This is a genomic window from Arcobacter arenosus (assembly GCF_005771535.1).
Lineage (GTDB): Bacteria > Campylobacterota > Campylobacteria > Campylobacterales > Arcobacteraceae > Halarcobacter > Halarcobacter arenosus.
Window position 1 is genome coordinate 74,172 of sequence record NZ_VANU01000005.1, and the last position, 21,603, is coordinate 95,774.

Annotated in this window: 26 protein-coding genes; 9 read left to right on the forward strand and 17 right to left on the reverse strand. The window is 28.4% G+C overall.

Annotated elements, in window-relative coordinates; translation table 11 throughout:
• The 7 genes from fmt to dnaG form a co-directional block, all read right to left on the reverse strand.
• Complete coding sequence (gene fmt / locus FDK22_RS11480) at positions 1-921, reverse strand: methionyl-tRNA formyltransferase (RefSeq protein WP_138153119.1); 921 nt, start codon at positions 919-921, stop codon at positions 1-3.
• 2 nt (positions 922-923) lie between these two features.
• Complete coding sequence (proB, locus tag FDK22_RS11485) at positions 924-1,697, reverse strand: glutamate 5-kinase (RefSeq protein ID WP_138153372.1); 774 nt, start codon at positions 1,695-1,697, stop codon at positions 924-926.
• Positions 1,697-2,788 (reverse strand): GTPase ObgE, encoded by a 1,092-nt coding sequence (gene obgE / locus FDK22_RS11490; RefSeq protein WP_138153120.1) that lies wholly within the window; start codon positions 2,786-2,788, stop codon positions 1,697-1,699. Before obgE ends, proB begins: the two co-directional genes overlap by 1 nt.
• A 228-nt stretch (positions 2,789-3,016) precedes the next feature.
• Positions 3,017-3,271: a 50S ribosomal protein L27 gene (gene rpmA / locus FDK22_RS11495; protein ID WP_138153121.1), complete on the reverse strand. Its 255-nt coding sequence runs from the start codon at positions 3,269-3,271 to the stop codon at positions 3,017-3,019.
• 17 nt (positions 3,272-3,288) lie between these two features.
• Positions 3,289-3,606: a 50S ribosomal protein L21 gene (rplU, locus tag FDK22_RS11500; RefSeq protein WP_138153122.1), complete on the reverse strand. Its 318-nt coding sequence runs from the start codon at positions 3,604-3,606 to the stop codon at positions 3,289-3,291.
• Positions 3,607-3,723: 117 nt separating this feature from the next.
• Positions 3,724-4,107 carry a Rid family detoxifying hydrolase gene (locus FDK22_RS11505; protein WP_138153123.1) on the reverse strand — a complete coding sequence of 128 codons (384 nt, stop codon included), beginning with the start codon at positions 4,105-4,107 and terminating at the stop codon, positions 3,724-3,726.
• Positions 4,108-4,191: 84 nt separating this feature from the next.
• Complete coding sequence (dnaG, locus tag FDK22_RS11510; RefSeq protein WP_138153124.1) at positions 4,192-5,829, reverse strand: DNA primase; 1,638 nt, start codon at positions 5,827-5,829, stop codon at positions 4,192-4,194.
• 76 nt (positions 5,830-5,905) lie between these two features.
• Here dnaG and FDK22_RS11515 point away from each other — a divergent pair, with 76 nt between their 5' ends.
• From FDK22_RS11515 to aroC, 4 genes are read left to right on the forward strand one after another with little or no spacing between them, the layout of a single operon-like run.
• A complete protein-coding gene (locus FDK22_RS11515) occupies positions 5,906-6,955 on the forward strand; it encodes a tetratricopeptide repeat protein (RefSeq protein WP_138153125.1) in 1,050 nt (349 codons plus the stop codon).
• Positions 6,930-7,370, forward strand: a complete 441-nt coding sequence (rnhA, locus tag FDK22_RS11520) for a ribonuclease HI (RefSeq protein WP_138153126.1) — start codon at positions 6,930-6,932, stop codon at positions 7,368-7,370. Before FDK22_RS11515 ends, rnhA begins: the two co-directional genes overlap by 26 nt.
• Before the next feature lie 4 nt (positions 7,371-7,374).
• Positions 7,375-8,046 carry a ribonuclease III gene (gene rnc / locus FDK22_RS11525; protein WP_138153127.1) on the forward strand — a complete coding sequence of 224 codons (672 nt, stop codon included), beginning with the start codon at positions 7,375-7,377 and terminating at the stop codon, positions 8,044-8,046.
• 15 nt (positions 8,047-8,061) lie between these two features.
• Positions 8,062-9,135 (forward strand): chorismate synthase, encoded by a 1,074-nt coding sequence (aroC, locus tag FDK22_RS11530; RefSeq protein ID WP_138153128.1) that lies wholly within the window; start codon positions 8,062-8,064, stop codon positions 9,133-9,135.
• 85 nt (positions 9,136-9,220) lie between these two features.
• Here the strand turns inward: aroC and FDK22_RS11535 are convergent, their stop codons facing one another.
• Complete coding sequence (locus FDK22_RS11535) at positions 9,221-9,559, reverse strand: hypothetical protein (protein WP_138153129.1); 339 nt, start codon at positions 9,557-9,559, stop codon at positions 9,221-9,223.
• A 382-nt stretch (positions 9,560-9,941) separates the two neighbouring features.
• Here FDK22_RS11535 and FDK22_RS11540 point away from each other — a divergent pair, with 382 nt between their 5' ends.
• Positions 9,942-10,532, forward strand: a complete 591-nt coding sequence (locus FDK22_RS11540; RefSeq protein WP_138153130.1) for a DUF134 domain-containing protein — start codon at positions 9,942-9,944, stop codon at positions 10,530-10,532.
• A gap of 24 nt (positions 10,533-10,556) precedes the next feature.
• Here FDK22_RS11540 and htpX read toward each other — a convergent pair whose 3' ends face one another.
• Complete coding sequence (gene htpX, locus FDK22_RS11545; protein ID WP_138153131.1) at positions 10,557-11,408, reverse strand: zinc metalloprotease HtpX; 852 nt, start codon at positions 11,406-11,408, stop codon at positions 10,557-10,559.
• A 102-nt stretch (positions 11,409-11,510) separates the two neighbouring features.
• On the opposite strand from htpX, the gene FDK22_RS11550 reads away from it, so the two are divergent.
• The gene (locus tag FDK22_RS11550; protein ID WP_138153132.1) at positions 11,511-12,011 is read left to right on the forward strand and encodes a SixA phosphatase family protein; all 501 of its coding nucleotides are present in this window, start codon (positions 11,511-11,513) and stop codon (positions 12,009-12,011) included.
• 74 nt (positions 12,012-12,085) lie between these two features.
• On the forward strand, positions 12,086-12,562 hold the full coding sequence (locus FDK22_RS11555; RefSeq protein WP_138153133.1) for a SixA phosphatase family protein: 477 nt from the start codon (positions 12,086-12,088) through the stop codon (positions 12,560-12,562).
• A 2-nt stretch (positions 12,563-12,564) separates the two neighbouring features.
• Here the strand turns inward: FDK22_RS11555 and FDK22_RS11560 are convergent, their stop codons facing one another.
• Complete coding sequence (locus FDK22_RS11560) at positions 12,565-13,794, reverse strand: BaiN/RdsA family NAD(P)/FAD-dependent oxidoreductase (RefSeq protein ID WP_138153134.1); 1,230 nt, start codon at positions 13,792-13,794, stop codon at positions 12,565-12,567.
• A 106-nt stretch (positions 13,795-13,900) separates the two neighbouring features.
• Between FDK22_RS11560 and FDK22_RS11565 the strand changes: the two genes are divergently transcribed.
• Positions 13,901-14,773 carry a hypothetical protein gene (locus tag FDK22_RS11565; RefSeq protein WP_138153135.1) on the forward strand — a complete coding sequence of 291 codons (873 nt, stop codon included), beginning with the start codon at positions 13,901-13,903 and terminating at the stop codon, positions 14,771-14,773.
• Positions 14,774-14,861: 88 nt separating this feature from the next.
• On the forward strand, positions 14,862-15,872 hold the full coding sequence (locus FDK22_RS11570; protein WP_138153136.1) for a hypothetical protein: 1,011 nt from the start codon (positions 14,862-14,864) through the stop codon (positions 15,870-15,872).
• Between the two features lie 62 nt (positions 15,873-15,934).
• Here the strand turns inward: FDK22_RS11570 and mnmE are convergent, their stop codons facing one another.
• The 7 genes from mnmE to FDK22_RS11605 form a co-directional block, all read right to left on the reverse strand.
• Positions 15,935-17,278: a tRNA uridine-5-carboxymethylaminomethyl(34) synthesis GTPase MnmE gene (mnmE, locus tag FDK22_RS11575; RefSeq protein ID WP_138153137.1), complete on the reverse strand. Its 1,344-nt coding sequence runs from the start codon at positions 17,276-17,278 to the stop codon at positions 15,935-15,937.
• Positions 17,279-17,280: 2 nt separating this feature from the next.
• Positions 17,281-18,183, reverse strand: coding sequence for a Jag N-terminal domain-containing protein (locus FDK22_RS11580; protein ID WP_138153138.1), 903 nt, complete (start codon positions 18,181-18,183; stop codon positions 17,281-17,283).
• A gap of 12 nt (positions 18,184-18,195) precedes the next feature.
• Positions 18,196-19,800, reverse strand: coding sequence for a membrane protein insertase YidC (gene yidC / locus FDK22_RS11585; RefSeq protein ID WP_138153373.1), 1,605 nt, complete (start codon positions 19,798-19,800; stop codon positions 18,196-18,198).
• Positions 19,784-20,128 (reverse strand): membrane protein insertion efficiency factor YidD, encoded by a 345-nt coding sequence (gene yidD, locus FDK22_RS11590; protein WP_138153139.1) that lies wholly within the window; start codon positions 20,126-20,128, stop codon positions 19,784-19,786. The genes yidC and yidD overlap by 17 nt, the downstream gene beginning before the upstream one ends.
• A complete protein-coding gene (gene rnpA, locus FDK22_RS15975; protein WP_138153374.1) occupies positions 20,125-20,463 on the reverse strand; it encodes a ribonuclease P protein component in 339 nt (112 codons plus the stop codon). Before rnpA ends, yidD begins: the two co-directional genes overlap by 4 nt.
• Entirely contained in the window at positions 20,451-20,585 is a 135-nt protein-coding gene (rpmH, locus tag FDK22_RS11600; RefSeq protein ID WP_044417745.1) for a 50S ribosomal protein L34, read from the reverse strand. Before rpmH ends, rnpA begins: the two co-directional genes overlap by 13 nt.
• A gap of 75 nt (positions 20,586-20,660) precedes the next feature.
• Positions 20,661-21,563: a uroporphyrinogen-III synthase gene (locus FDK22_RS11605; RefSeq protein WP_138153140.1), complete on the reverse strand. Its 903-nt coding sequence runs from the start codon at positions 21,561-21,563 to the stop codon at positions 20,661-20,663.
• Positions 21,564-21,603: the final 40 nt, after the last annotated feature.

Consider the following 21,603-nt stretch of genomic DNA (forward strand, 5'->3'; position numbering starts at 1 on the left):
TTATTTTAAAATGTCACCAATTTCTAATCTTTTACCTCTTATATAGTCTGTAGCATTAACAGCTTTTTTTGAAGGAGCTTGGATGGTTTTAATTTCTATAGATCCTTTTTTACAAGATACTAAAATAGAATCTTTTTTAATATCTAAAATTTCACCCTCTTTGTTTAAAGAAGAGTTTTCAATTAGTGTAATATCTTTTATTTTTAAACCTGAATTCAAAAAAACACCTGGCCAAAAAGAATAAGCTTTGTACTTTAAATGAAGTTTTTTTGCACTTATAAAATCAACTTCACCATCTTCTTTTTTTATTTTTTTACAAAAACTAACTTCCGATTCATTTTGTTTTAATGGATTTATATTTTCAAAGTTATCTAATGTAGTTATTGTTAATTTTGCAGCTATATCAGATAACTTATTAAAAGCTTCAACAACATCCATAGTTGGTGTGATTTTAAGATATTGTAAACCTAAAATATCTCCTGAATCAAGTCCCTCTTCCATTAACATTGAAGTTACCCCTGTAAATTCATCATCATTTAACAGCGATTCTTGAATAGGACTTGCACCTCTATATTTAGGTAATAAAGATGCATGAAGATTTATACATGGAGCAATATCTAAAATCTCTTTTGGCAAAATTTGTCCATAGGCTGCAACAATTATATAATCTGGATTTAACGCTTCTATTTGTTTTTTTGCCTCTTGATTTCCCCTTAATTTTTCAGGTTGAAAAATAGGGATATCAAGATTTTTATCCAAACAGAACTGTTTAATGTGAGGAGGAGTAATAACTTGTTTTCTTCCTACTGGTTTATCAGGCTGAGTAAAAAGTCCAACAAGCTCATATGAACTATCTAAAATCTCTTCAAAAATTTTTGTTGCATAATCAGGTGTACCCATAAACAAAATTTTTTTAGACATTTTTATCCTTTTATTGCTTTAAAAAGTGTTCCACTTTTATGATTTTCTTCTACTAAAAAATCATATGCATTTGTTAAATCAAATCCTGAAGTTAGGTACATAGGGATACCTCTTTTCATTACATAATCAGCAGCTTTAAGTTTAGTAACTATTCCCCCTGTAGCAAATTCAGAATTTGGAGTGTGTTTCATTTCCAATTCGTACTCTTTTATTTTTTCTACAATTTTTCTCATTTTTGCATTTAGATTTTCATGGGGATTACTATCATATAATCCATCTATGTCAGATAAAATAGCTAACATATCTGCATCAAAGAAATAAGCTGCTCGAGCTGCAAGTTGATCATTATCACCAATTAATAATTCTTGATTTGCAATTACATCATTTTCATTTAAAATAGGAATAATATTGTTTTTTAAAAGTATTTCCATTACACCTTTTGCATTTGCAGATCTTTTTCTTGAATCAAAATCCTCTTCTACAAGTAACATCTGTGCACATTTTAAATTGTGTTCTCTAAATCTTCTTTTATAATGTTTCATTAGTAAAGGTTGACCAATTGCAGCTAATACTTGTCTATTTAATACTTCAATTCTATCAAGATTTAATACAGTATTACCAGCAGCAACAGCACCAGAACTAACTAAAATTATCTCATAACCTTTTTCGTTTTTAAGCTTTGCAATTAAATCAACTAAATTATTAAGTCTATCTACTGCTAAAACGCTGTCTTCTCGTAAAACTGCGCTTCCTACTTTTATAACTAATCTTTTTATCACTTGTTTTGTCCTATTAGCTCATATAAAGCAAATCTAATTGAATTTGTGTTTAAGTGTGTTACTGATGAAATTGGTAATACAAAAAATGGTTTTTGTTCATCAAATTTATTAAAAGTTAAATCTTGAACATAATATGGTAATGATTTATCAAATCCATATTCATTTGAAGAACTTACTTCTAGTCCAATATCTTCAATAAAAGCTTTAATATCCCCTTCTAAATCTTCTCCGTAATATGCATCAACTTTTGTTAAGGCAATAGCAAAATTTCTTCCACTAAGTTCAGTTGAGAATTTTTTCACCTCTTCTTTTAATACTTGGTATTGTTCAATTGTTGTTCTATAGTTTGCGATATCTATCATAAAAAGTAAAGTTTTTGTTCTTTCAATATGTTTTAAAAACTCTAAACCTAATCCTCTTCCTTCTGATGCTCCATCAATAATTCCAGGAATATCAGCCATAACAAAAGAGTTAAAATCACCAACTTCAACAACACCTAATTTTGGAGTAATAGTTGTAAACTCATAGTTTGCAATCTCGGGACTTGCATTTGACGAAGTCGAAATTAACGTAGATTTTCCTACATTTGGATATCCCACTAAACCAACATCAGCAATAAGTTTTAATTCAAGTCTAATCTCAAGACTTTGCCCAGGAAGTCCAGGCTGGCAGTATGTTGGTCTTTGATTACTTGCGTTTTTAAAATGAGTGTTACCTAAACCACCCTTTCCACCTTCAAGAAACAACTCTTTTTGTCCCTCTTCTAAAAGGTCTAATAAAACTTCACCAGTTTGATTATCTATAACTTGAGTTCCAGGAGGTACAACTAAAATTAATGGATCAGCTGATTTACCAGTTTTATTTCTACCCTCACCAGGTCTTCCATTATTTGCCTTTAAAACTGCTCTACCTTTATACCAAGATAATGTATCAGTGTTGTTGTCTACTTGAAAGTAAACATCTCCACCTTTTCCACCATCTCCTCCATCAGGACCACCTTTAATAACAAATTTTTCTCTTCTAAATGATGCACAACCTTGTCCACCTTTTCCTGAAAAAACAGTAAATTTAACGCTATCTATAAACACAATTATTCCTTTAAAATGGTACCCATTTTCAAGGGACCCAAAATCATATAACTTCTTTTTTAGTGAAATTTTATTTCATTTTAAGAAGCCAAAATGTTTCTCTTTATGAGAAAACCTAAATTATCAATAATCAAACATCTAGTTAATATTTCATTATTAATAATCACTAAAAAAGGGTGTAGGCAAAAAGCACTACACCCTTTTAAAAATTATAACCTATATGAAAAATTAAGAAGCGTATACAGATACTTTTTTTCTATCTTTGTCTTTTACTTCAAATTTAACAACACCATCAATTAGTGCGTAAATAGTGTGGTCTTTTCCAATTCCTACGTTTTCTCCGCAGTGTACTTTTGTACCTCTTTGTCTAATGATGATATTTCCAGCTCTTACTGTTTCACCACCAAACTTTTTAACACCAAGTCTTTTTCCAGCTGAATCTCTATTATTCTGAGTAGATCCTTGACCTTTCTTGTGAGCCATACTTTATCTCCTTAAACTTATGCAGCGATTTTAGTAATTCTAACTTTTGTGAAGCTTCTTCTGAAACCTCTTTTTAACTTAGAATCTTTTCTTCTTCTTTTTTTGTAAATAATAACTTTTTTATCTCTATTTACACCAGTTCCATCTAAAACAACCTCAGCTTCTACTTTTGCAGTAGATACAGCATCACCAGTTTTTAACTCACCATCGTTTATTGCTAAAACATCAGTGATTTCTAAAGTTTCTTTAGCAGCTTTACCAGTATAATCTATATCTAAAATATCACCCTCAGATACTTTGTACTGCTTACCACCACACTTAATAATTGCGTACATATTTCAATCCTCTAATTTATCAATCTTTTTTACTATAACTTTTAACGGGACGAAATATTATCTAATATTAGTTTAAAGTTTCTTTAAGCCAATAATTCAATTAAGATTTTTTTTAGTCTATCTAAATTCTATTGGTAATGCAATTGCATCCATAACTACCATAGAACCCATTGGCAATCTTCTTGCTTCAACAGTTGTTCTCGCTGGTTTATGATCTCCAAAAGCTTCTGCAAATAGTACATTCACAATACCAAAATCATCCATATTTTCTAAATGTACATTAACTTTTATAACTTTATCCATAGAACTTCCAGAATCTTCAAGTAGGTTTTTTAAGTTTTCTAATACTTGTCTAGTTTGTTTTTTAATATCTCTAACAACTATATCACCATCATGTGTTAAAGGTATTTGCGCTGATGTATAAATAAATCCATTTGCTCTAACTGCTTGTGAGTATGGTCCAATTGCCTCTGGTAGTTTACTACTCTCTAAAAATTCCATTTATTTCTCCCTAAAAAATGTCCCATTTTTCAGGGACCCCTAATTTAATGATTTCTTTTTTATGCTTGAATTCTACAAAAATAATTATAAATTATAACTTACTAATTTACCTAATTTTAATTGATATATATTATCTTTAATTTTTCTCAACATTGTTGCTTTTTCCCTAAAAGCTAAAGTCTGATCATATTGAACACTTCTTAATTTATTTGTATAAAATTTCAGTAATAATACTAATAATTCACTATTTAATCTTTCATCATCATAAACTTCTAATTTATCATTTAATAAAATCCCATTAAAACTTTGATTTTTAATATCTGTAATTAATAATTCAAATTCATTTCTATGATACTCAAACATAGAAGCGTCAACTAAATCTAAAACCTTATCTAATCTACTTGGTTTTTCTAAAATTGTTTTTATTATACATAATTCGGCAATATCTATTTTTGTTAAGTTAACTTCTGTAGGTCTTACATTATCAGTTGTAGTTTTTATTAAAGTTTCCCGTACATTTAATCTTTGGGCTAAATATCTTTTATATTCATCTTGATAAATTATCCCCAATGATTTTAAATAATCGTTTGCTTCTAAAAGTGCTTTTTGTTTAGAACTTGGATCATTTATATCATATTTTGAAATTATGTAATCTATTGCAAAAGGAATAAATGGTTTTGGATTATCAAATATTTTATTTAACTCTTCAATTTTTCCATCATTTACCATATCAGCAGGATCTTTACCTTCACCAAAGATAACAACACCACCTTCAAAATCTCCTTGAGAAAGCATAACTGAAGCTTTAAAAGCTGCATTCAAACCAGCTTTATCACCATCATAAGCAAGAATAACTCTTGGCTCTCCCCTTCTAATTAAGGGTAAATGTTCTTTAGTCAATGCTGTACCAAGTGTAGCTACAGCAGTTGTAAAACCTGCTTGATGTAGCATAATTACATCTAAATAACCTTCTGTTACAATAATTCTATTTCTTTTATATATATGCTCTTTTGCAAGGTTATACCCATAAAGTAGTTTTGATTTATTAAATATTTTTGTTTGGGGTGAATTTACATATTTAGCATTATGTCCTGTAATTGTTCTACCACCAAAACCAACTATTTTTCCACTTTGTGAATATATAGGGAAAGTGATTCGTTCAATAAATCTAGAATATAAGCCATTTTGTCCTGTATCAATTACACCCAATTCTTTTGCATCTGCAAGGTTAAAATAATTGTTTTTTAAAAAATTAATTGTATCGCTTGAACTTGGAGCATATCCTATTTCAAATTTTTCTATTGAAAACTCTGAGATTCCTCTTTTTTTAATATATTCTTTTGCAATAGTGTTGTTAACAAAAAGTTTTTGATAAAATTTATTAACCTCTTCTAATACTTTTAAATCTTGTTTTTTCTGATTTGTTTCGTCATAACTTAAATTAAAATTGTACATAGAAGCTAATTTTTCAATTGCTTCAGGAAAAGATAGTTTTTCATATTCCATTACGAAACTAATGGCATTATTCCCACCTGCACCACAACCAAAACAATGGTAAATTTGTTTTGCAGGGCTTACAACAAAAGAGGGAGTATCTTCTCCATGAAAGGGGCAACAAGCTTTAAAGTTTGCACCACTTTTTTTTAATTCTACATATTGTGAAATAACATCTACAATATCAAGGTGGTTTTTTAAATTTTCTATGGAGTCTTTTGTAATCATAGTAAGAATTATACCTTTTTATTATTTTATATGCCCTTTTATGATATATTCTTTTAAATTTAAAATGAGGTTTTTCTTGGACAGTATACTCTTAGAATATAGAGATCCATTATTTGGTGTTGTAGTACTTTTTGCACTTATTTTTGCAATATCTTTCTTAACTCACTCTTTTTCTGTTTATAAAGAGAAAAAGGCTAGAAAAGATTATAAAAAACTTTTAAGAAGATTTGAAATTGGGAAATTAAAAGAAGAGGATTATGTACACCTATATAAAACTTATAACCTTCCCTTTGATTCAATTATTCTTTTAGCTTCAACTTTCTTACAAAAAGGTAATTACAACAAAGCTATATCAGTTTATTTATCACTTTTAGAGATTGTTACAGATAGAGTAAAAAAAGAGGAATTATTAGAACTACTTGGAACAACATATTTTAAAAGTGGTTTTATGCAAAGATCAAGGGATATATTTTTAAGAATTTTAAAATTTTCTCCTAGAAATAAAAAAGCTCTCCACCATCTACTTATTATTAATGAAAAGTTAAAAGAGTATGAGAAAGCAAAAGAGGTAATCGAGTGCTTAGATGAGATTGGTGAAGATACAAAAAAAGATAAAGTTTTTATTGAAACACTTAGCATAATAAATGATCCATTAGAATCTTTTGAAAAAAAAGGTGAAAAACTTTATAAGATTTTTAAAGAAAACAATGAAGTGCAAAGACTTGTTGCAAACTTTTTTCTAAGATACAATAAAGAGTTTTTTTGGAAACACTTAGAGGAATTTGAACCAAAAAAATTCACCGATTTAATGTGGTATTTAAATTTTGATGATATTGATTTTGAAAAAGTTTCAAAAAATGATTTTTTAAATGAACTTTACAATGCAAAAGGATACTTAGATACACTAGACCATAGTAATGACTTTGTATTTGATATTTTAATTGCTTTAAATAAACATGAACATAAAATTCCAGCTACAGTTGATTTTGAATTTATTTGTAGTTCATGTAAACAAATACATCCTATGTTTGATACAAGATGCCCACACTGTCACTCAATTTTAAGTTTTGGAGTAAAACATAATATAGTAAAGGACTTAGTTGAAAGAAATCAATCTCTACAGTGATGGTTCATCTTTAGGAAATCCAGGACCTGGTGGCTGGGGAACTATTTTAGAATACAAAGGGAAAGAGAAGGAACTCTCTGGTGCATGTGAAAATACAACAAATAATCAAATGGAATTAAAAGGTGTAATTGAAGGTTTAAAAGCTTTAAAAGAACCTTGTGTTGTAAATATTATCTCTGATTCAACATATGTTGTAAAAGGGATAAATGAATGGCTTAATTCTTGGATTAAAAATAATTGGAAAACTGCATCAAAAAAACCTGTTAAAAATGTAGAACTTTGGCAGGAATATGTAGAAGTTAGTAGTATGCATAAAATCAATGCTACTTGGGTAAAAGGTCATGCTGGGCATGAACATAATGAAAGATGTGATATACTTGCACGCTCACAAGCAGAAAATTTAAAGGGAGAATAAATTAATGGATGATTATTCAAAATTAGAAAAGTGTTTGGCTTATCAGTTTAAAAATAAAGATCTGATAATCGAAGCACTTACGCATAAAAGTTATAAAAAACCTTATAACAATGAAAGACTTGAGTTTTTAGGGGATGCCGTTTTAAACTTAATTGTTGGGGAATACCTTTTTAAAAAATTTCCAAAATCAAATGAAGGTGATTTATCAAAAATAAGAGCTAGTTTAGTTAATGAAACAGGTTTCACAAAACTTGCAAATGATATTAAACTTGGAGATTATATTTATATTTCAAATGCTGAAGAGAGAAATAAAGGTAGAAGTAAAGCTTCTATTTTATCAGATGCATTTGAAGCAATTATGGGTGCTATATATTTAGAGTCGGGTTTAGAAACACTTAAACCAATTATTTTAAACTTATTAGAAAACTCATATGATAAAATCAATCTTGATGTTTTATTTAGTGATTACAAAACTGCCTTACAGGAGATAACGCAAGCAGAATTTGGGTCAATTCCTGAATATAAAATTGAAGGTTCATATGGACCTGACCATAAAAAAGAGTTTGAAGTATCAATTTGGATAGATGGAAAATCATATGGAAAAGCTATTGGTAAAAGTAAAAAACTTGCACAACAAGCTGTTGCAAAAATAGCAATTGAAAAATTAAAGAAATAAAAAGAGTAATAAAAAATGAATACATTTGGACAAAAGTTTAGATTTACAACATTTGGAGAAAGTCACGGTAAAGCTTTAGGTTGTGTTGTTGATGGAGTTCCTGCTGGAATAAAAATAGATGAATCTTTTATTCAAAATGAGATGGATAGAAGAAAACCTGGACAAAATGCATATGCAACAGCTAGAAAAGAAGGTGATAAAGTTGAGATTTTAAGTGGAGTATTTGAAGGTGTAACAACTGGAACTCCAATCTCAATGGTAATTTTTAATGAAAATCAAAAAAGTAAAGATTACTCAAATGTAAAAGATTTATTTAGACCTGGACATGCTGATTTCACTTATTTTCATAAATATGGAATTAGAGACTATAGAGGTGGTGGAAGATCTAGTGCTAGAGAAACAGCAGCTAGAGTAGCAGCTGGAGCTATTGCAAAACTGATGCTTAATGAAATCAATGTGCAAATACAAAGTGGTATTTGTGAAATTGATGGAATTAAAGGAAGTTCTTTTGATTTTGAATATGCTAAAACTTCAGAAATATTTGCCCTAGATAAATCAAAAGAGGATTTCCAAAAAGAAGCTATTTTAAATGCAAAAAAAGAGCATAACTCAGTTGGTGGAGTTGCCCTAGTAAATGTAAAGAACTGTCCAATTGGTCTTGGTGAGCCCCTTTACTATAAACTTGATTCACAAATTGCAAATGCAATGATGGGAATCAATGCTGTAAAAGGCGTAGAGATAGGTGATGGTATTGAATCTGTTTCTTTGAAAGGTCAAGATAATAATGATGAGATTAGAAGTACAGGTTTTAAATCAAATCATAGTGGGGGTATGTTAGGTGGTATCTCAAATGGTGACGATATCAATGTAAAAATTTATTTTAAACCTACACCTTCAATCTTTATTAAACAAGAAACTATTGATATTAATAATAATGAAGTTGATTGTGAGTTAAAAGGTAGACACGATCCTTGCGTTGCTATTAGAGGAAGTGTTGTAGCAGAATCAATGATGGCTTTAGTTTTAGCGGATATGGCTTTATTAAACTTAAGTAGTAAAATAGATAATATCAAAAAAATTTATAATTAGTTAAAGTAAATTTTTGTAATATTCATTTGTCCTTTACTTTGGTCAAGTTGAAAGGATATAAGCGGAGTTTATCTCCGCTTTTTTTTTAACTTAATTTATGTAATTTATCGTTAATAAAATCACTATAAGTATCAAGTACTGTTTTTTTAGAATCTGTAAGGAATACAGAAACACCACTTTTTTTTAGTTCTGATAAAGGCAACTCTTCATTTTCTGGAAGAATTAAAACTCCAAATCTTTCCTGTTTACATTCGTTTACAATCTCGAAAGCTGAGTTAGGATGTGGGTTTTTGATAATCTGAACATCTGAAATATTCTGTCCATTTAAATCTAAAACTGTTAAATATTCTGATTCTTCAAAATTACTTTCAAGAACAGATAAATAACTCATTTTTTGATTTGTTGGGAAGACTACTCTAAGCATTTAAACTCCTTAGATTAGATTATTAAATTCAATGCATTTAAAAAAGAAATTGAAACATCAGTCGCTAGGACGAGTGAAAAAAGTAATGACTAGGGAAAAGACAATTATGTATTTTAATCCTAACCAAACTGATGTTTGAAATACATTCTATTAAAGCTTATATTTATATACAATTTGTACAATATCGGGAACCATTTTGGTTACCGTAGAGAGAAGATCACATGTTTTATATTGTATAATTATATATTAAGTAATTATTAAGTCAAACTAATAACTGCTTAAATGAACATATGTCAGAATTGTATCAATTTTCTGAACATATGTCAAGTATAATTCAACTAATTTGTGTTAAAATTTTAATATATCAATTTTAAGGTTATAAATGGCAAGAGAAAAACTTGAAAGAAAGTTAGAATTAAAGCCCGTATCAAAGTACTTTGGACCTAAAGATATCCAAGCAAAACAAGATGTAATTTTATTACATGAGGAGCTTGAAGCTATCCATCTTATGGACTCATTTTGTATGTATCAAGAGGATGCAGCAAAAAAAATGAATGTATCTAGAGCTACATTTGCTAGAATTATAAAAAGTGCTAGAAAAAAAATCTCTTTAGCTTTAATTACGGGAAGTAATATAAAAGTTCATGAGATTAAAAATGAATTTCATGTTGCAATTTGTTCAAATAGCAATACGAAACTTGAATATTCAAATGCAGATGCAAAATATATTTGGATCTATTTTATTAAAGATTATAAATTAAAATCTTCAAATTGTATTACTAATCCAGCATATGGAAATAATGAAGAGGCACCATGTAATATTCTTCCAGAAGTATTATATGACTATGCAACTAACTATTTTATGCTAAAAGATATTGATTATGATTTGAAAATTTCTTTGATAGCTAAAGGTATTTATCCAATTTTACAAGAAGATATAACTGAAGATAAAATAGTAGACCTATTCCAATAATAAACAATCAGTATAACTGATTGTTTATCCTAACTCATGCTTTAATTCTTCCAATCTAGCAATTCTATCTTCAGTTGTTGGATGAGTTCTAAAAAGATTTCCAAAAGATGATTTCATTCCTGAAAATGGATTAACTATAAACATATGAGCAGTTTCTTCTGTGGCATTATGTATTTGATGTCCACGCCTTGCATAATTTTCAAGTTTTGATAAAGCACTTTGCAATCCAGCAGGATTTCCTGTTAATCTTGCAGCTCCTTCATCAGCCATAAATTCCCTACTTCTACTAACACTCATTTGAATTACTGATGCAGCTAAAGGTAAAATTATTGCCATAATAATCATAATAATAGGATTTCCACCTTGTCTATTATTTCCTCCAAACATTGCACCAAACTGTAAAATATTTGCAAGCATTGCAATTGCACCTGCAAAAACAGCTGCTATTGTACCAATTAAAATATCATAATGTTTTACATGGGAAAGTTCATGGGCAATAACCCCCTCTAACTCTTTTTCATTTAACATCTCATATAATCCCATCGTAACTGCAACTGCTGCATTTTCATGATTTCTTCCCGTTGCAAAAGCATTTGGAGTATGATCAGGTATTAAATAAACTTTTGGCATAGGAAGTCCTGCCTTTTGAACTAACCTAAATGTTATTTGATAAATTGGATGTCTTGTATCTTCAATTGGTGTTGCATTATATTGTTTTAATACATGTTTATCAGAATAGTAATATGCATAAAAATTAATTCCACCTGCAATTAAAAATGCTATTAACATACCATTTGTTCCACCAACATAAAAACCAACAAAGACAAATAAAACGGTAAGTAATGCTAATAAAAAAACTGTTTTTACTTGTTCCATAAGTCTCCTTTATTTTATAAATTTTAAAAATTTTAACACAATAAAGTTAATAAATTTTTAATAAACTAGTTATAATATTATAGCAAAGAATAAAGAGATATAATGAAAAAATTATTTATAATTAGACATGCAAAATCTGATTGGTCAAACCCATCACTAGATGATTACGATAGACCTTTAAGCAAAAGAGGTAAAAAGAATGCTCCTTTTATGGGAAAGATTATTGCAAAAAAAGATATCGTACCGGATTTAATTATCTCAAGTCCTGCTTATAGAGCAAGGGAAACTGCTAAAATAATTGCTGAAAAGGTTTCATACCAAGAAGAGATATTGTACAATGAATATATCTATGAAGCATCATTAAAAACTTTATTGGAAATTATCAATTTTATTGATGATGAATATGATGATGTATTTATATTTGGTCATAATCCCGGATTAAATATGTTAGCTTTTTATTTAATTGACTTTAATGAAAACCTACCCACTTGTGCTGTATTAGAAATAGAATTTGATTGTGAAAGTTGGAGAGAAGCTACAAAATCAAATGCAAAACTAATTTCATATGAATACCCAAAGAAATTTAAACAATTAGAAAAATAATAGTTTATTTTTATCAATTTTCAAGTTAAAACCCTTTAAAATTTAAATAATAATTTTTTATTTGAATGGGTATTATGAAAACATTATATATTTTAAGACATGCACAAAAAGATGAATCAAATCCAGACCAATATGATTATGATGTAGAACTTACTTTAAAAGGTAAAGAGGACTCTAAAAAAATTGGCAAAAAATTAAAAGAAAAAAATATTTGTCCTGATTTAATTGTATCAAGTCCTGCTATTAGAGCAAGAACCACAGCTGAAATCGTAGCTAATGAGATTGAATATCCAAGAAGTGTAATGTACAATGAAACAATCTACCAAGCTTTTTTAAATGAAATCATTGAATCAATAACATATACATATGATACAGTTGATACTCTAATGGTTGTGGGACATAACCCATCATTAACTGCACTTGCAATAAGTTTTACAGGATATAAAGAAGAGTTAAAAATGGCAAATGCAATTAGAATAGATTTTGATTGTTCCTCATGGACTTCAATTGATAAATCTAATGCACAATTTATAGAGCTAATAGAAATTTAGCTCTATTTTAAAAGTTTCCCTGCAAGGTTTCCACTAGCAAAAGACCATTGAAGATTATAACCTCCACAAGGTCCATCTAAATCCATAACCTCACCACAAAAATAAAGCCCATCAATAATTTTACTTTGCATTGTTTTTGGATTTATCTCTTTAAGTGTTACTCCACCCCTTGTAATCATAGCTTTTTCAAAACCAACATGATCGATAACTGTTAGAGGGGTATTTACTAATATTTTAACAAGCTTTTCTCTTATTTGACCATTTAAGTCTTTAAATTTCTTTGCTAAATCTGCATCAACTAATAAACATAACTCTTTTACAACAGAGTTTGGTAAGAGAAGTGTTAAAACATCCTCAATATTCTTTTCAGGGTGAGTTTTAATATGTTTAAAAACATCATCTTCATTCATCCCTTTAATCATATTAATTAATAAAGGAACTTCACCATATTTTTCTAAAAAAGGTGTAATTTCTCTAGAAAAATCTAGTACCACAGGACCTCTTATTCCCTTTGGAGTGAAGATTAAGTCTCCAACTGCTTTTAGATTTTTTGCTTTTTTCAAATCAATTTTTATTATTGCTTTTGCTATTGTATCTGCTTTACAATTTGCTACCCATTTTTCTTTTGTAATAAGTGGAAGCATTGCTGGATAAAGTTGTGTGATTTTATGCCCCAATGATTTGGCAAAATCAAATCCGTCTCCATTTGCACCAAGCATAGAAAAACCTAGCCCACCTGTTGCAACTATGACATTTGGGGCAAAAAAATTATCAGTAGCAGTTTTTACACCTTTTATTGTTTCATTCTCACAAATTAAATCTTCAACTTTTGTATTATTTTTAACTTCAACATTTTGATTATAAAGTTCATCTTCTAAAGCTTTTATAATAGTTCCAGAATTATGGCTAATTGGAAAAACCCTAAAACCATCAGGTATATGGGTTTCAACTCCAATATTATTTAAAAAAGATATTAAGTCTTGGTAATTAAAGTCATTTAACGCATCTTGCATAAATCTTCCATTTTTACCAAATCTATTCATAAATTCTTCATTTGAAAGTGTATTTGTAAGGTTACATTTACCGCCACCGGTGGCTTTTAATTTAGGACCAAGTTTATTTTGCTGTTCACAAAGAAGTACTTTTTTGCCATCCCTTGCAGCAACAATTGCACTAATCATACCAGCTGCACCTGAACCAATTACTATTAAATCATATTGCTTATTTTTCATCATGACATAATATCAAAAAGCTATTAACATTTAGTTTTATAATTTAAAAATATTTTTATACAATTAGTTATACAATTCTTAAATATAGTTTAATAAAGGATTTACTATGACACTTGCTGCTATTAACACCTATACTCAATACCAAAGAACTGAATTTCAATATGAGGCTAAAATATCTGCTGTTGAAAATGAAGAACTTGAAAATAAAGATTTAGAGAATGAAGATATAAATGACTATAATTTACCAGTAATTTACGCAAATGAAGATGATTTGACTAATGGCGAATATTTCCAAAAAAATATTTTACAAAGTATTATAGCTAAGTTTAATCAAAATCAAGGGGAGTATTCATTATTTCCAAATGGTAATAATTCTTCAAATAGTTCTAACTCTCCATATGAAAACAATATCCCTTCAACATTTTATTATGGTGAACAAAATGAGTATTATGAAAAAATATCTTTTGAATTTGATGCAAGTGCTACAATTAAAACTCCTTCTGGAGAATATAATATTGAATTAAAACTCTCTTTTACTCAAGAATACTATGAAAAAAATGAAACCCAAATAGCAATAATTCAAGATCAATTTAAAAATCCATTTGAGATTGAATTTGAGAGGGATGATGATTCATTAAAAGAACTAAAACAATTAAACTTTATTTTTGCTCCATATAAAGAGGAAAAAAATGAAAAGGTCGATATATTTGAACAATTAAAAAAACTTCTAAGTCAAAAAAATAAAATGTTTTTGGATAAAACCACTTTAGATAATTTTGAAATTTGGCAAAAAAACTCTAAAGATGAAATGAACATAATTGCAGCTCAAAAAGATGGGTTTGGAGTATTTTTAGCAAATTCTTATAGTCAATCTAGTCAAATGAGTTTTAAAGCAAATGAAAATGGATACACTTATCAAGCAAGTTATTCAAGTCAAAGTAGCCAATATATAGAGTTTACAAAAGATTTAAAGGCTTAAATAGAATATAAAAATAATCTTTTTTGTTAAATTTTAATTTATATTAGTTGTTATAGAATATAGTTTAATCTACAAAAAGGGGTTTGTTATGAAAATTGAATCATCAGAAATTATGATGGGCGCAAGAACAAGTTTTAACTTTGAAATGAAATCATCAACAGAGTTTTCAAGCCAATTAATAAATCAAAATATAGATATGAAAGAGTTAAATATTAAGCAAGATTTTGTAAAAGTTCAAACCAATGAACTTGAAAAAATTTTAGTCTCAAATGAAAAACAATTAAGCCACCTAGATAAAATGAAAAAAATGATTTTAGAACTATTTTTAGGTAAAGTCATAAAAAAAGAAGACTTTACTATTAAACCTACAAAAGAGGACTTAAACACTGCCCCAATAACTTTACTACAAACAAAAGAAACAAACTTTAAACTTACAAGAGAGTATTATCAAGAAAGTAATATAGAGTTTAATACAAAAGCTTTAGTAAAAACAAATAGAGGTGAAATTCATATTGATTTAGATCTATCCTTTTCACAAAAATTTGCAGAAGTTCATGAGTCTTCATATACCTCAAGAGAGACTGTTTTTATGGATCCTTTAATTATAAATTATGATGGGAATTTAACATCATATGACAATATAAGTCCAAAAATGAGATTTGAATTTGATTTAAATAGTGATGGAGAAAATGAATTAATACCTGAACTAAAAAAGGGTGCTGGATTTTTAGCACTTGATAAAGATAACAATGGGAAGATTGATAATGGAAATGAATTATTTGGTGCAAATAGTGGTGATGGGTTTGGAGAATTAAGCCAATACGATGAAGATGGAAACTCTTGGATTGATGAAAATGATTCAGTATTTAATGACCTACTAGTTTGGGAAAAAAATGAAGAAGGGGAAGATTCTTTAATTACACTAGGACAAGCAGGAATTGGAGCTATATATTTAGCTGCAGCTGATTCAGCATATACTTATGCAAGTGGAATTAATGAAAACTATGCCCAACTAAAGCAATCTAGTTTTTATCTAAAAGAAAATGGAGAAGCTGGACTTGTTACTAGTGTTGATTTTGCAACAGAACAAGTTGTCTAATAAAATATATAAAAGCTAATTTTAAATAGAGATATTTATTTTTGTTAATATTAAAGAAAAAATCATTTTCCTAGGCAGAATGCACCAAACATAACATCTAACATCTGGTCATTCTCATATGGTCTTGTAATATTAGAGATATGTTCTAAAGCTTCTTTAATATGATAAGCAAAAAACTCTAATTCACCAGTTGTTAAAGGCATTGTTGATTCATTTATATGATACAAGGTTTGTTCAACTGAATCAACTTGTCTTTTTGAGATTAGTGTCATATCATCACTATGGGTATTTGAATCAAGTAATGATTCCAATTTATACACTAAAGGATTAATTGTCTCTTTTGTACTAAGTTCAATAAACTCATCTTCTAATTTAGACTTATCAAACTCATTGTCTAAGTCTGATTTATTAAGTACTTTGATTATCTCTTTGTGTGAGTTTTCCTCAAGTAATGTTAAAATCTTTTCATCTTCATTATCACAAGTTTTACTATTATCAAAAAGTGCTATAACAATATCAGCTTCATTTACTGCTTCAATAGATTTTTCTATACCTATTTTTTCAATAACATCTGAAGCATCTCTAATACCTGCTGTATCAACAATTTTTATTATATGAGTACCAACTTTAACAGACTCTTCAATTGTATCTCTTGTAGTTCCTGCAATATCTGAGATAATTGCTCTATCAAAATTTAACAATTTATTTAAAAGTGAAGATTTTCCAACATTTGGTTTTCCAACAATTGCAACTTTAAAACCTTCTATTAAACCTTCTCTTCTTTTACTAGCTTCTAAAGTATCAGATAATTTAGTTTTTATTTTATTTAATTTGTTTTCAATTTGTTCATAAATATCACTAGGTAAATCCTCTTCTGCATAATCGATATTAACTTCTGTATAGGCTAACATGAAAAGTAAATCTTCTCTAATATCATTAACAAAATTTGTTAATTCACCCTTTAATTGTTTTGCCAATAATTTAACAGCATCTTCACTTCTTGCTTCTATTATCTTTGCAATTGCTTCTGCTTTTGTTAAATCTATTTTGCCATTTAGAAAAGCTCTTTTTGAAAACTCACCAGGCTGTGCAACCCTTGCTCCAAGTTTAATAACTTCACTCATAATAATATTTGAAATAGCGATACCACCATGACATTGGAACTCAACAATATCTTCGCCAGTAAATGAAAATGGATTTTTAAAATATATTAAAAGTGCTTCGTCAATAACTTCATCATTTGAATTATAAATTGAAGAAAGTGTAGCAAGACGTGGTTTTAAGTCAGTTTTTTTTGAAAGTTTTAGAGCTATAGGTAAAGCATCTTTACCACTAACTCTAATAATTGAGATTGAACCAATACCATTTGCTGTAGCAATGGCAACTATTGTTTCATCATTAAGCAATTTTATTGCTCTTTTGACTTGTATTCATTTACAAGTACGTATTTGTCTCCCCTAATATTTGTCTTAACTGCAACATATTTTTCAGGGAATTCATCTCTTAATTTTTTTAAAGCAATATGAACTAAAATACCATCAAGGGGTTTAGTTTTAAAAGAACCTTTTTCTTTTATTGTTTCAATTACTGGCTCTAAATAAGCGTAAATTGCAGTTTCTTGATTTTTCAAGAACTCTGCAACTTCAAGTCTTAACATAAGACCATATTTTTCATTAATCCAATTAAATAAAATATATGAAAGTGCTTTGTATCTATAACCCTCTTTACCTATTAATAAAGCAGAATCGTCTCCAGTAAATTCGATATATAAAGTATCTTCATCATAAAACTCTACTTTAATATTCTCAATACCATAACAAGTATCTTCAAATAAAGATTTTAAACCTGCATCAACTTCATTAAGAATATCTTGTTTATCTTTTTTTACAACAATTTTTGCAATTTCATTTTTAGAAGCATCTTCACCATAAAAATTGTCAAAGATTTTTTCTTTTGATTCAACGTTTGGAACATCTCTTAGTTTTGGCTGCTCTTTTCTCTTTTCATCTCTTCTTCTTTTTTGTGCAGCTCTTCTTTGTTCCTCTTTATTAGAATCTTCAATTTTCTTAGAGACCTCTTCAATTTTTATATCTTTTTTCTTGAATTTATGTTCTCTAGGTTTTTTATCTCTTCTTCTATTATTATTGTATTTAGGGGTTGCTGTAATTATGGCATCTTTTTTACCAAAACCTAAAAACCCCTTACTTGGTTGTTGAACAATATCAATATTTAACTGAGTAATTGAACAACCAAATTCATTTGATGCTAATTCATAAACCTCTTCTAAAGTTTTTGCTTCAAATTGTTTCATAGTAAACTCCTATTACTTTTTAGCAGCTCTTTGCTTTTCAAACATTCTATTGATATAGTATTGTTGAGAAATAGTAAATACGTTGTTTACAAACCAATATAATGTAAGTCCAGCAGGGAACCATAAGAAGAAGAAAGTAAATACAACTGGTAACATTTGGAAAATCTTTCTTTGCATCTCATCTTGCATAGTATTTGGAGTGATTTTTTGTTGTAAATACATAGAAGCACCCATTAAAATTGGTAATACAAAATATGGATCCATCTCAGCTAAGTCATTAATCCATAAAATCCATTCTGCACCTTTAAGTTCAATTGAGTTTAATAAAACTCTATAGATAGCGAAGAATACAGGAATTTGTAAAATTAAAGGTAAACAACCACCCATTGGGTTTGCACCATGTTTTTTATAAAGTTCCATCATATGCATAGATTGTTTTTGTTTATCATCTTTATATTTTGTTTGAATCTCTTTCATTTTAGGAGCTAAATCTTTTAGCTTCTGCATAGAAACCATACCTTTATATGATAATGGATATAAAATAAGTTTGATAAGAATAGTTAAGATAACAATTGTCCATCCCCAGTTTCCAACATAAGATTGGATGAACTGTAAAAATGTAAACATAGGTTTTGCAATAAATGTAAACCAACCATATTCAATAACATCTGTTAATTCAGGGTTTAAAGCTTTTAAATCATTGAAATTTTTAGGTCCCATAAATCCTGAAAATGAAATATCACCATTTGCATGGATAAAACTTTGTGGGTTATTTGAAGAATCAGGCATTAATGAAACTTGTAAAGAGTTTTCAAAGTTATAAGCTACAGTTGCATAATATCTATCAAAGTTTGAAACAAATTTAATTCCTGTATGAGACTCAACTTTTTCTAGATTTTCATCAGAAGTTAAACTCATAGTTCCATCATTTAATTTTAAATATACACCATGGTCTGCATACATGTCAACTAAAACATTTGGTCTAAAACCATTTGTAATAAAAAATTGTTGTTTTTCAGAAGTTTTTACATTTATATCATAATGACCATCTGGATAAAATGTTAAGTCTTTTGTTACAATAAAGCCATCTATATTTTGAGTTAATGTAAGTTTTTGTTCAGTAGCTGTAGCATCAACTTTTGAACTTGAAGATGCATAAGCAGTTTTAAATGCTTTTTCATTTGTATCAGCATTTGCAAATCTAACCTCTAAAGGTCTTAATTGATTTGCTTCAAAAAGTTTGATTTGGTTACCCTCTTCATCTTTATATTTTTTTTCTAAAAGTGTAACTTGTGCAACTCTACCTAATTTATCAATTTGAATAATATTTTTTGCAGTTGTAATTGTTGAAATTATTTCAGAATCTCCAATTGCTTTTGAAGAAAGTGCTGAAATTGACTTTTTCATATCTTCACTTGAAGGTTGTGCCGCTGGACTTACATTTGAAGTAATCTGAGGTGCTGCGTTTTGTGACTGTTCTTTTGCTATTTGTGCTTGTTTAGCCTTCTCTTCTTGTTGAGGCTTTAATACTAAAAATTCATAAGCAATAAAAAATACAAACACTACTAGTGTCATTATTAACATTCTTTTTTGCATACCGTTATCTTGTTGATTCATCATTATATGTTTTCCACTCCCGATTTTTTACTATGAGATATTTTTTGCCATCTATTGGCACTAGCCAATATTTGACTTTTATTTTTTTAAAATTGATATTATTATGCCTTACAATCTTTACAATTGGATAATCAAATCCTCCAGCAAAAAGTTGATTGCATTTTAATACGCGTGATATTGTAAAATAAATTGCCTTAAAGAAAGAATTATTCTCTAACTGCCATAGGGCATAATTTGAGCAAGTTGGGTAATATCTACAACTTCCAAATGAAATTACAGACAAGTATCGTTGATAAAATTTGATTAAGTATCTAAAAAGTGTTTTCATTTTGAATAAAGTTGCATTTTTTTCATTGCATAAATAAAGTCTTTTTCTAACTCTTTATGAGTTTTTTCAAAAAGTCTTTCTTTTGCAACAAAGATATATTTACCTGTTGCAATATTATTTTCAAAAGTTAGGCATAAGGCTCTAAGTTTTCTTTTAGCTTTTGCCCTTTTTACTGCATTTCCTACTTTTTTTGAAGCAACAAATGCAATTTCTAGCTCTTGGCTAGAAGAAAAAAAAGCGACAAATGAGTGGGTATGCCACTTCTTGCCGCTTTTATATAATCGATTAAAATCTTTAGAATTGTTAAGACGGTGGTCTTTGCTTAAACAGCTAATCTCTTTCTACCTTTAGCTCTTCTAGCTTTAATTACTTTTCTACCGTTTTTAGTTTTCATTCTGATTCTAAAACCATGCGTTCTTTTTCTTGGCGTGTTATGTGGTTGATATGTTCTTTTCATATTCTTTAGTTCCTCTATTCACAAATTAAGTCGCGTATTATATTTAAACAAAACTTAAGTTAAGGTTAACTTTAGTTACTTTTCTAGATTTAATGCTTTTTGTACGCAACTTTCTAATGTAGTATTATCTGCAACACTTACATTTACATTTTCTGGAAAATACTTCATTGTTGTTTTTCCAATACTAATGGCTCTAAAAGAATTTTTCCAATTTACATTTTTAAAAAAAGCATCAATAGTCGATGGGGATGAAAATATTATTATTGAATCATTGGGTAAATCTATTTTTTTCTCATACTCAATACAAATTGTTTCATATAAAGCTATATGTTCACAAGATACATTATTTTCATTTAAAATATCAATTAAATTTGAAACTATCTTTTTTGCTCCAATATAGGCAACTTTTTTATTGGCTAATAACTCAATAAGCTCATAGGCAAATTCATCACCATGCTTTTCTTTTCCAACAAATGTTGCCTTTACTCCAAATTTATTTATCTGTTTTGCAGTTTGAGTTGAGATAGCATATGAGGGTATCTTTTTCCATTGATTTGTAATTGAGTTTAGATGTATTACTGCATTTTTAGAAGTAAAGATTAGAGCATCGTAGTTTTCTAAATCCACTTTATCTAAAATTGGCTTTGTATTTATAAGTGGTAAGTTTTTTGCATATTTAATATTTTTATCACTTAAAATATAAATATTCTTATTTCTATTTTTAATATCATAATTTATATTCTTCACCCTTTGTTTTAAATGCTCAAAAAAGTTGTCTTTAGGGGAAATTACTAAATCACCATTCTCATCAATAAAAAATTGAATTTGATTTTTTGAAAGTTCATAGGTAAGTTTAATAAACTCTTTGTAAGAGATATTTTTATCACAATCTTTATCTTTTACAAATTTATTTTGATATTTATCATATTCATAATAAAGTAGTTTTAGATTATCAAAAAGCTTCGTAAGGTTTTTCATTTATCCCATCTTTATATAAAATAAAGCTTCACTAAGAAGC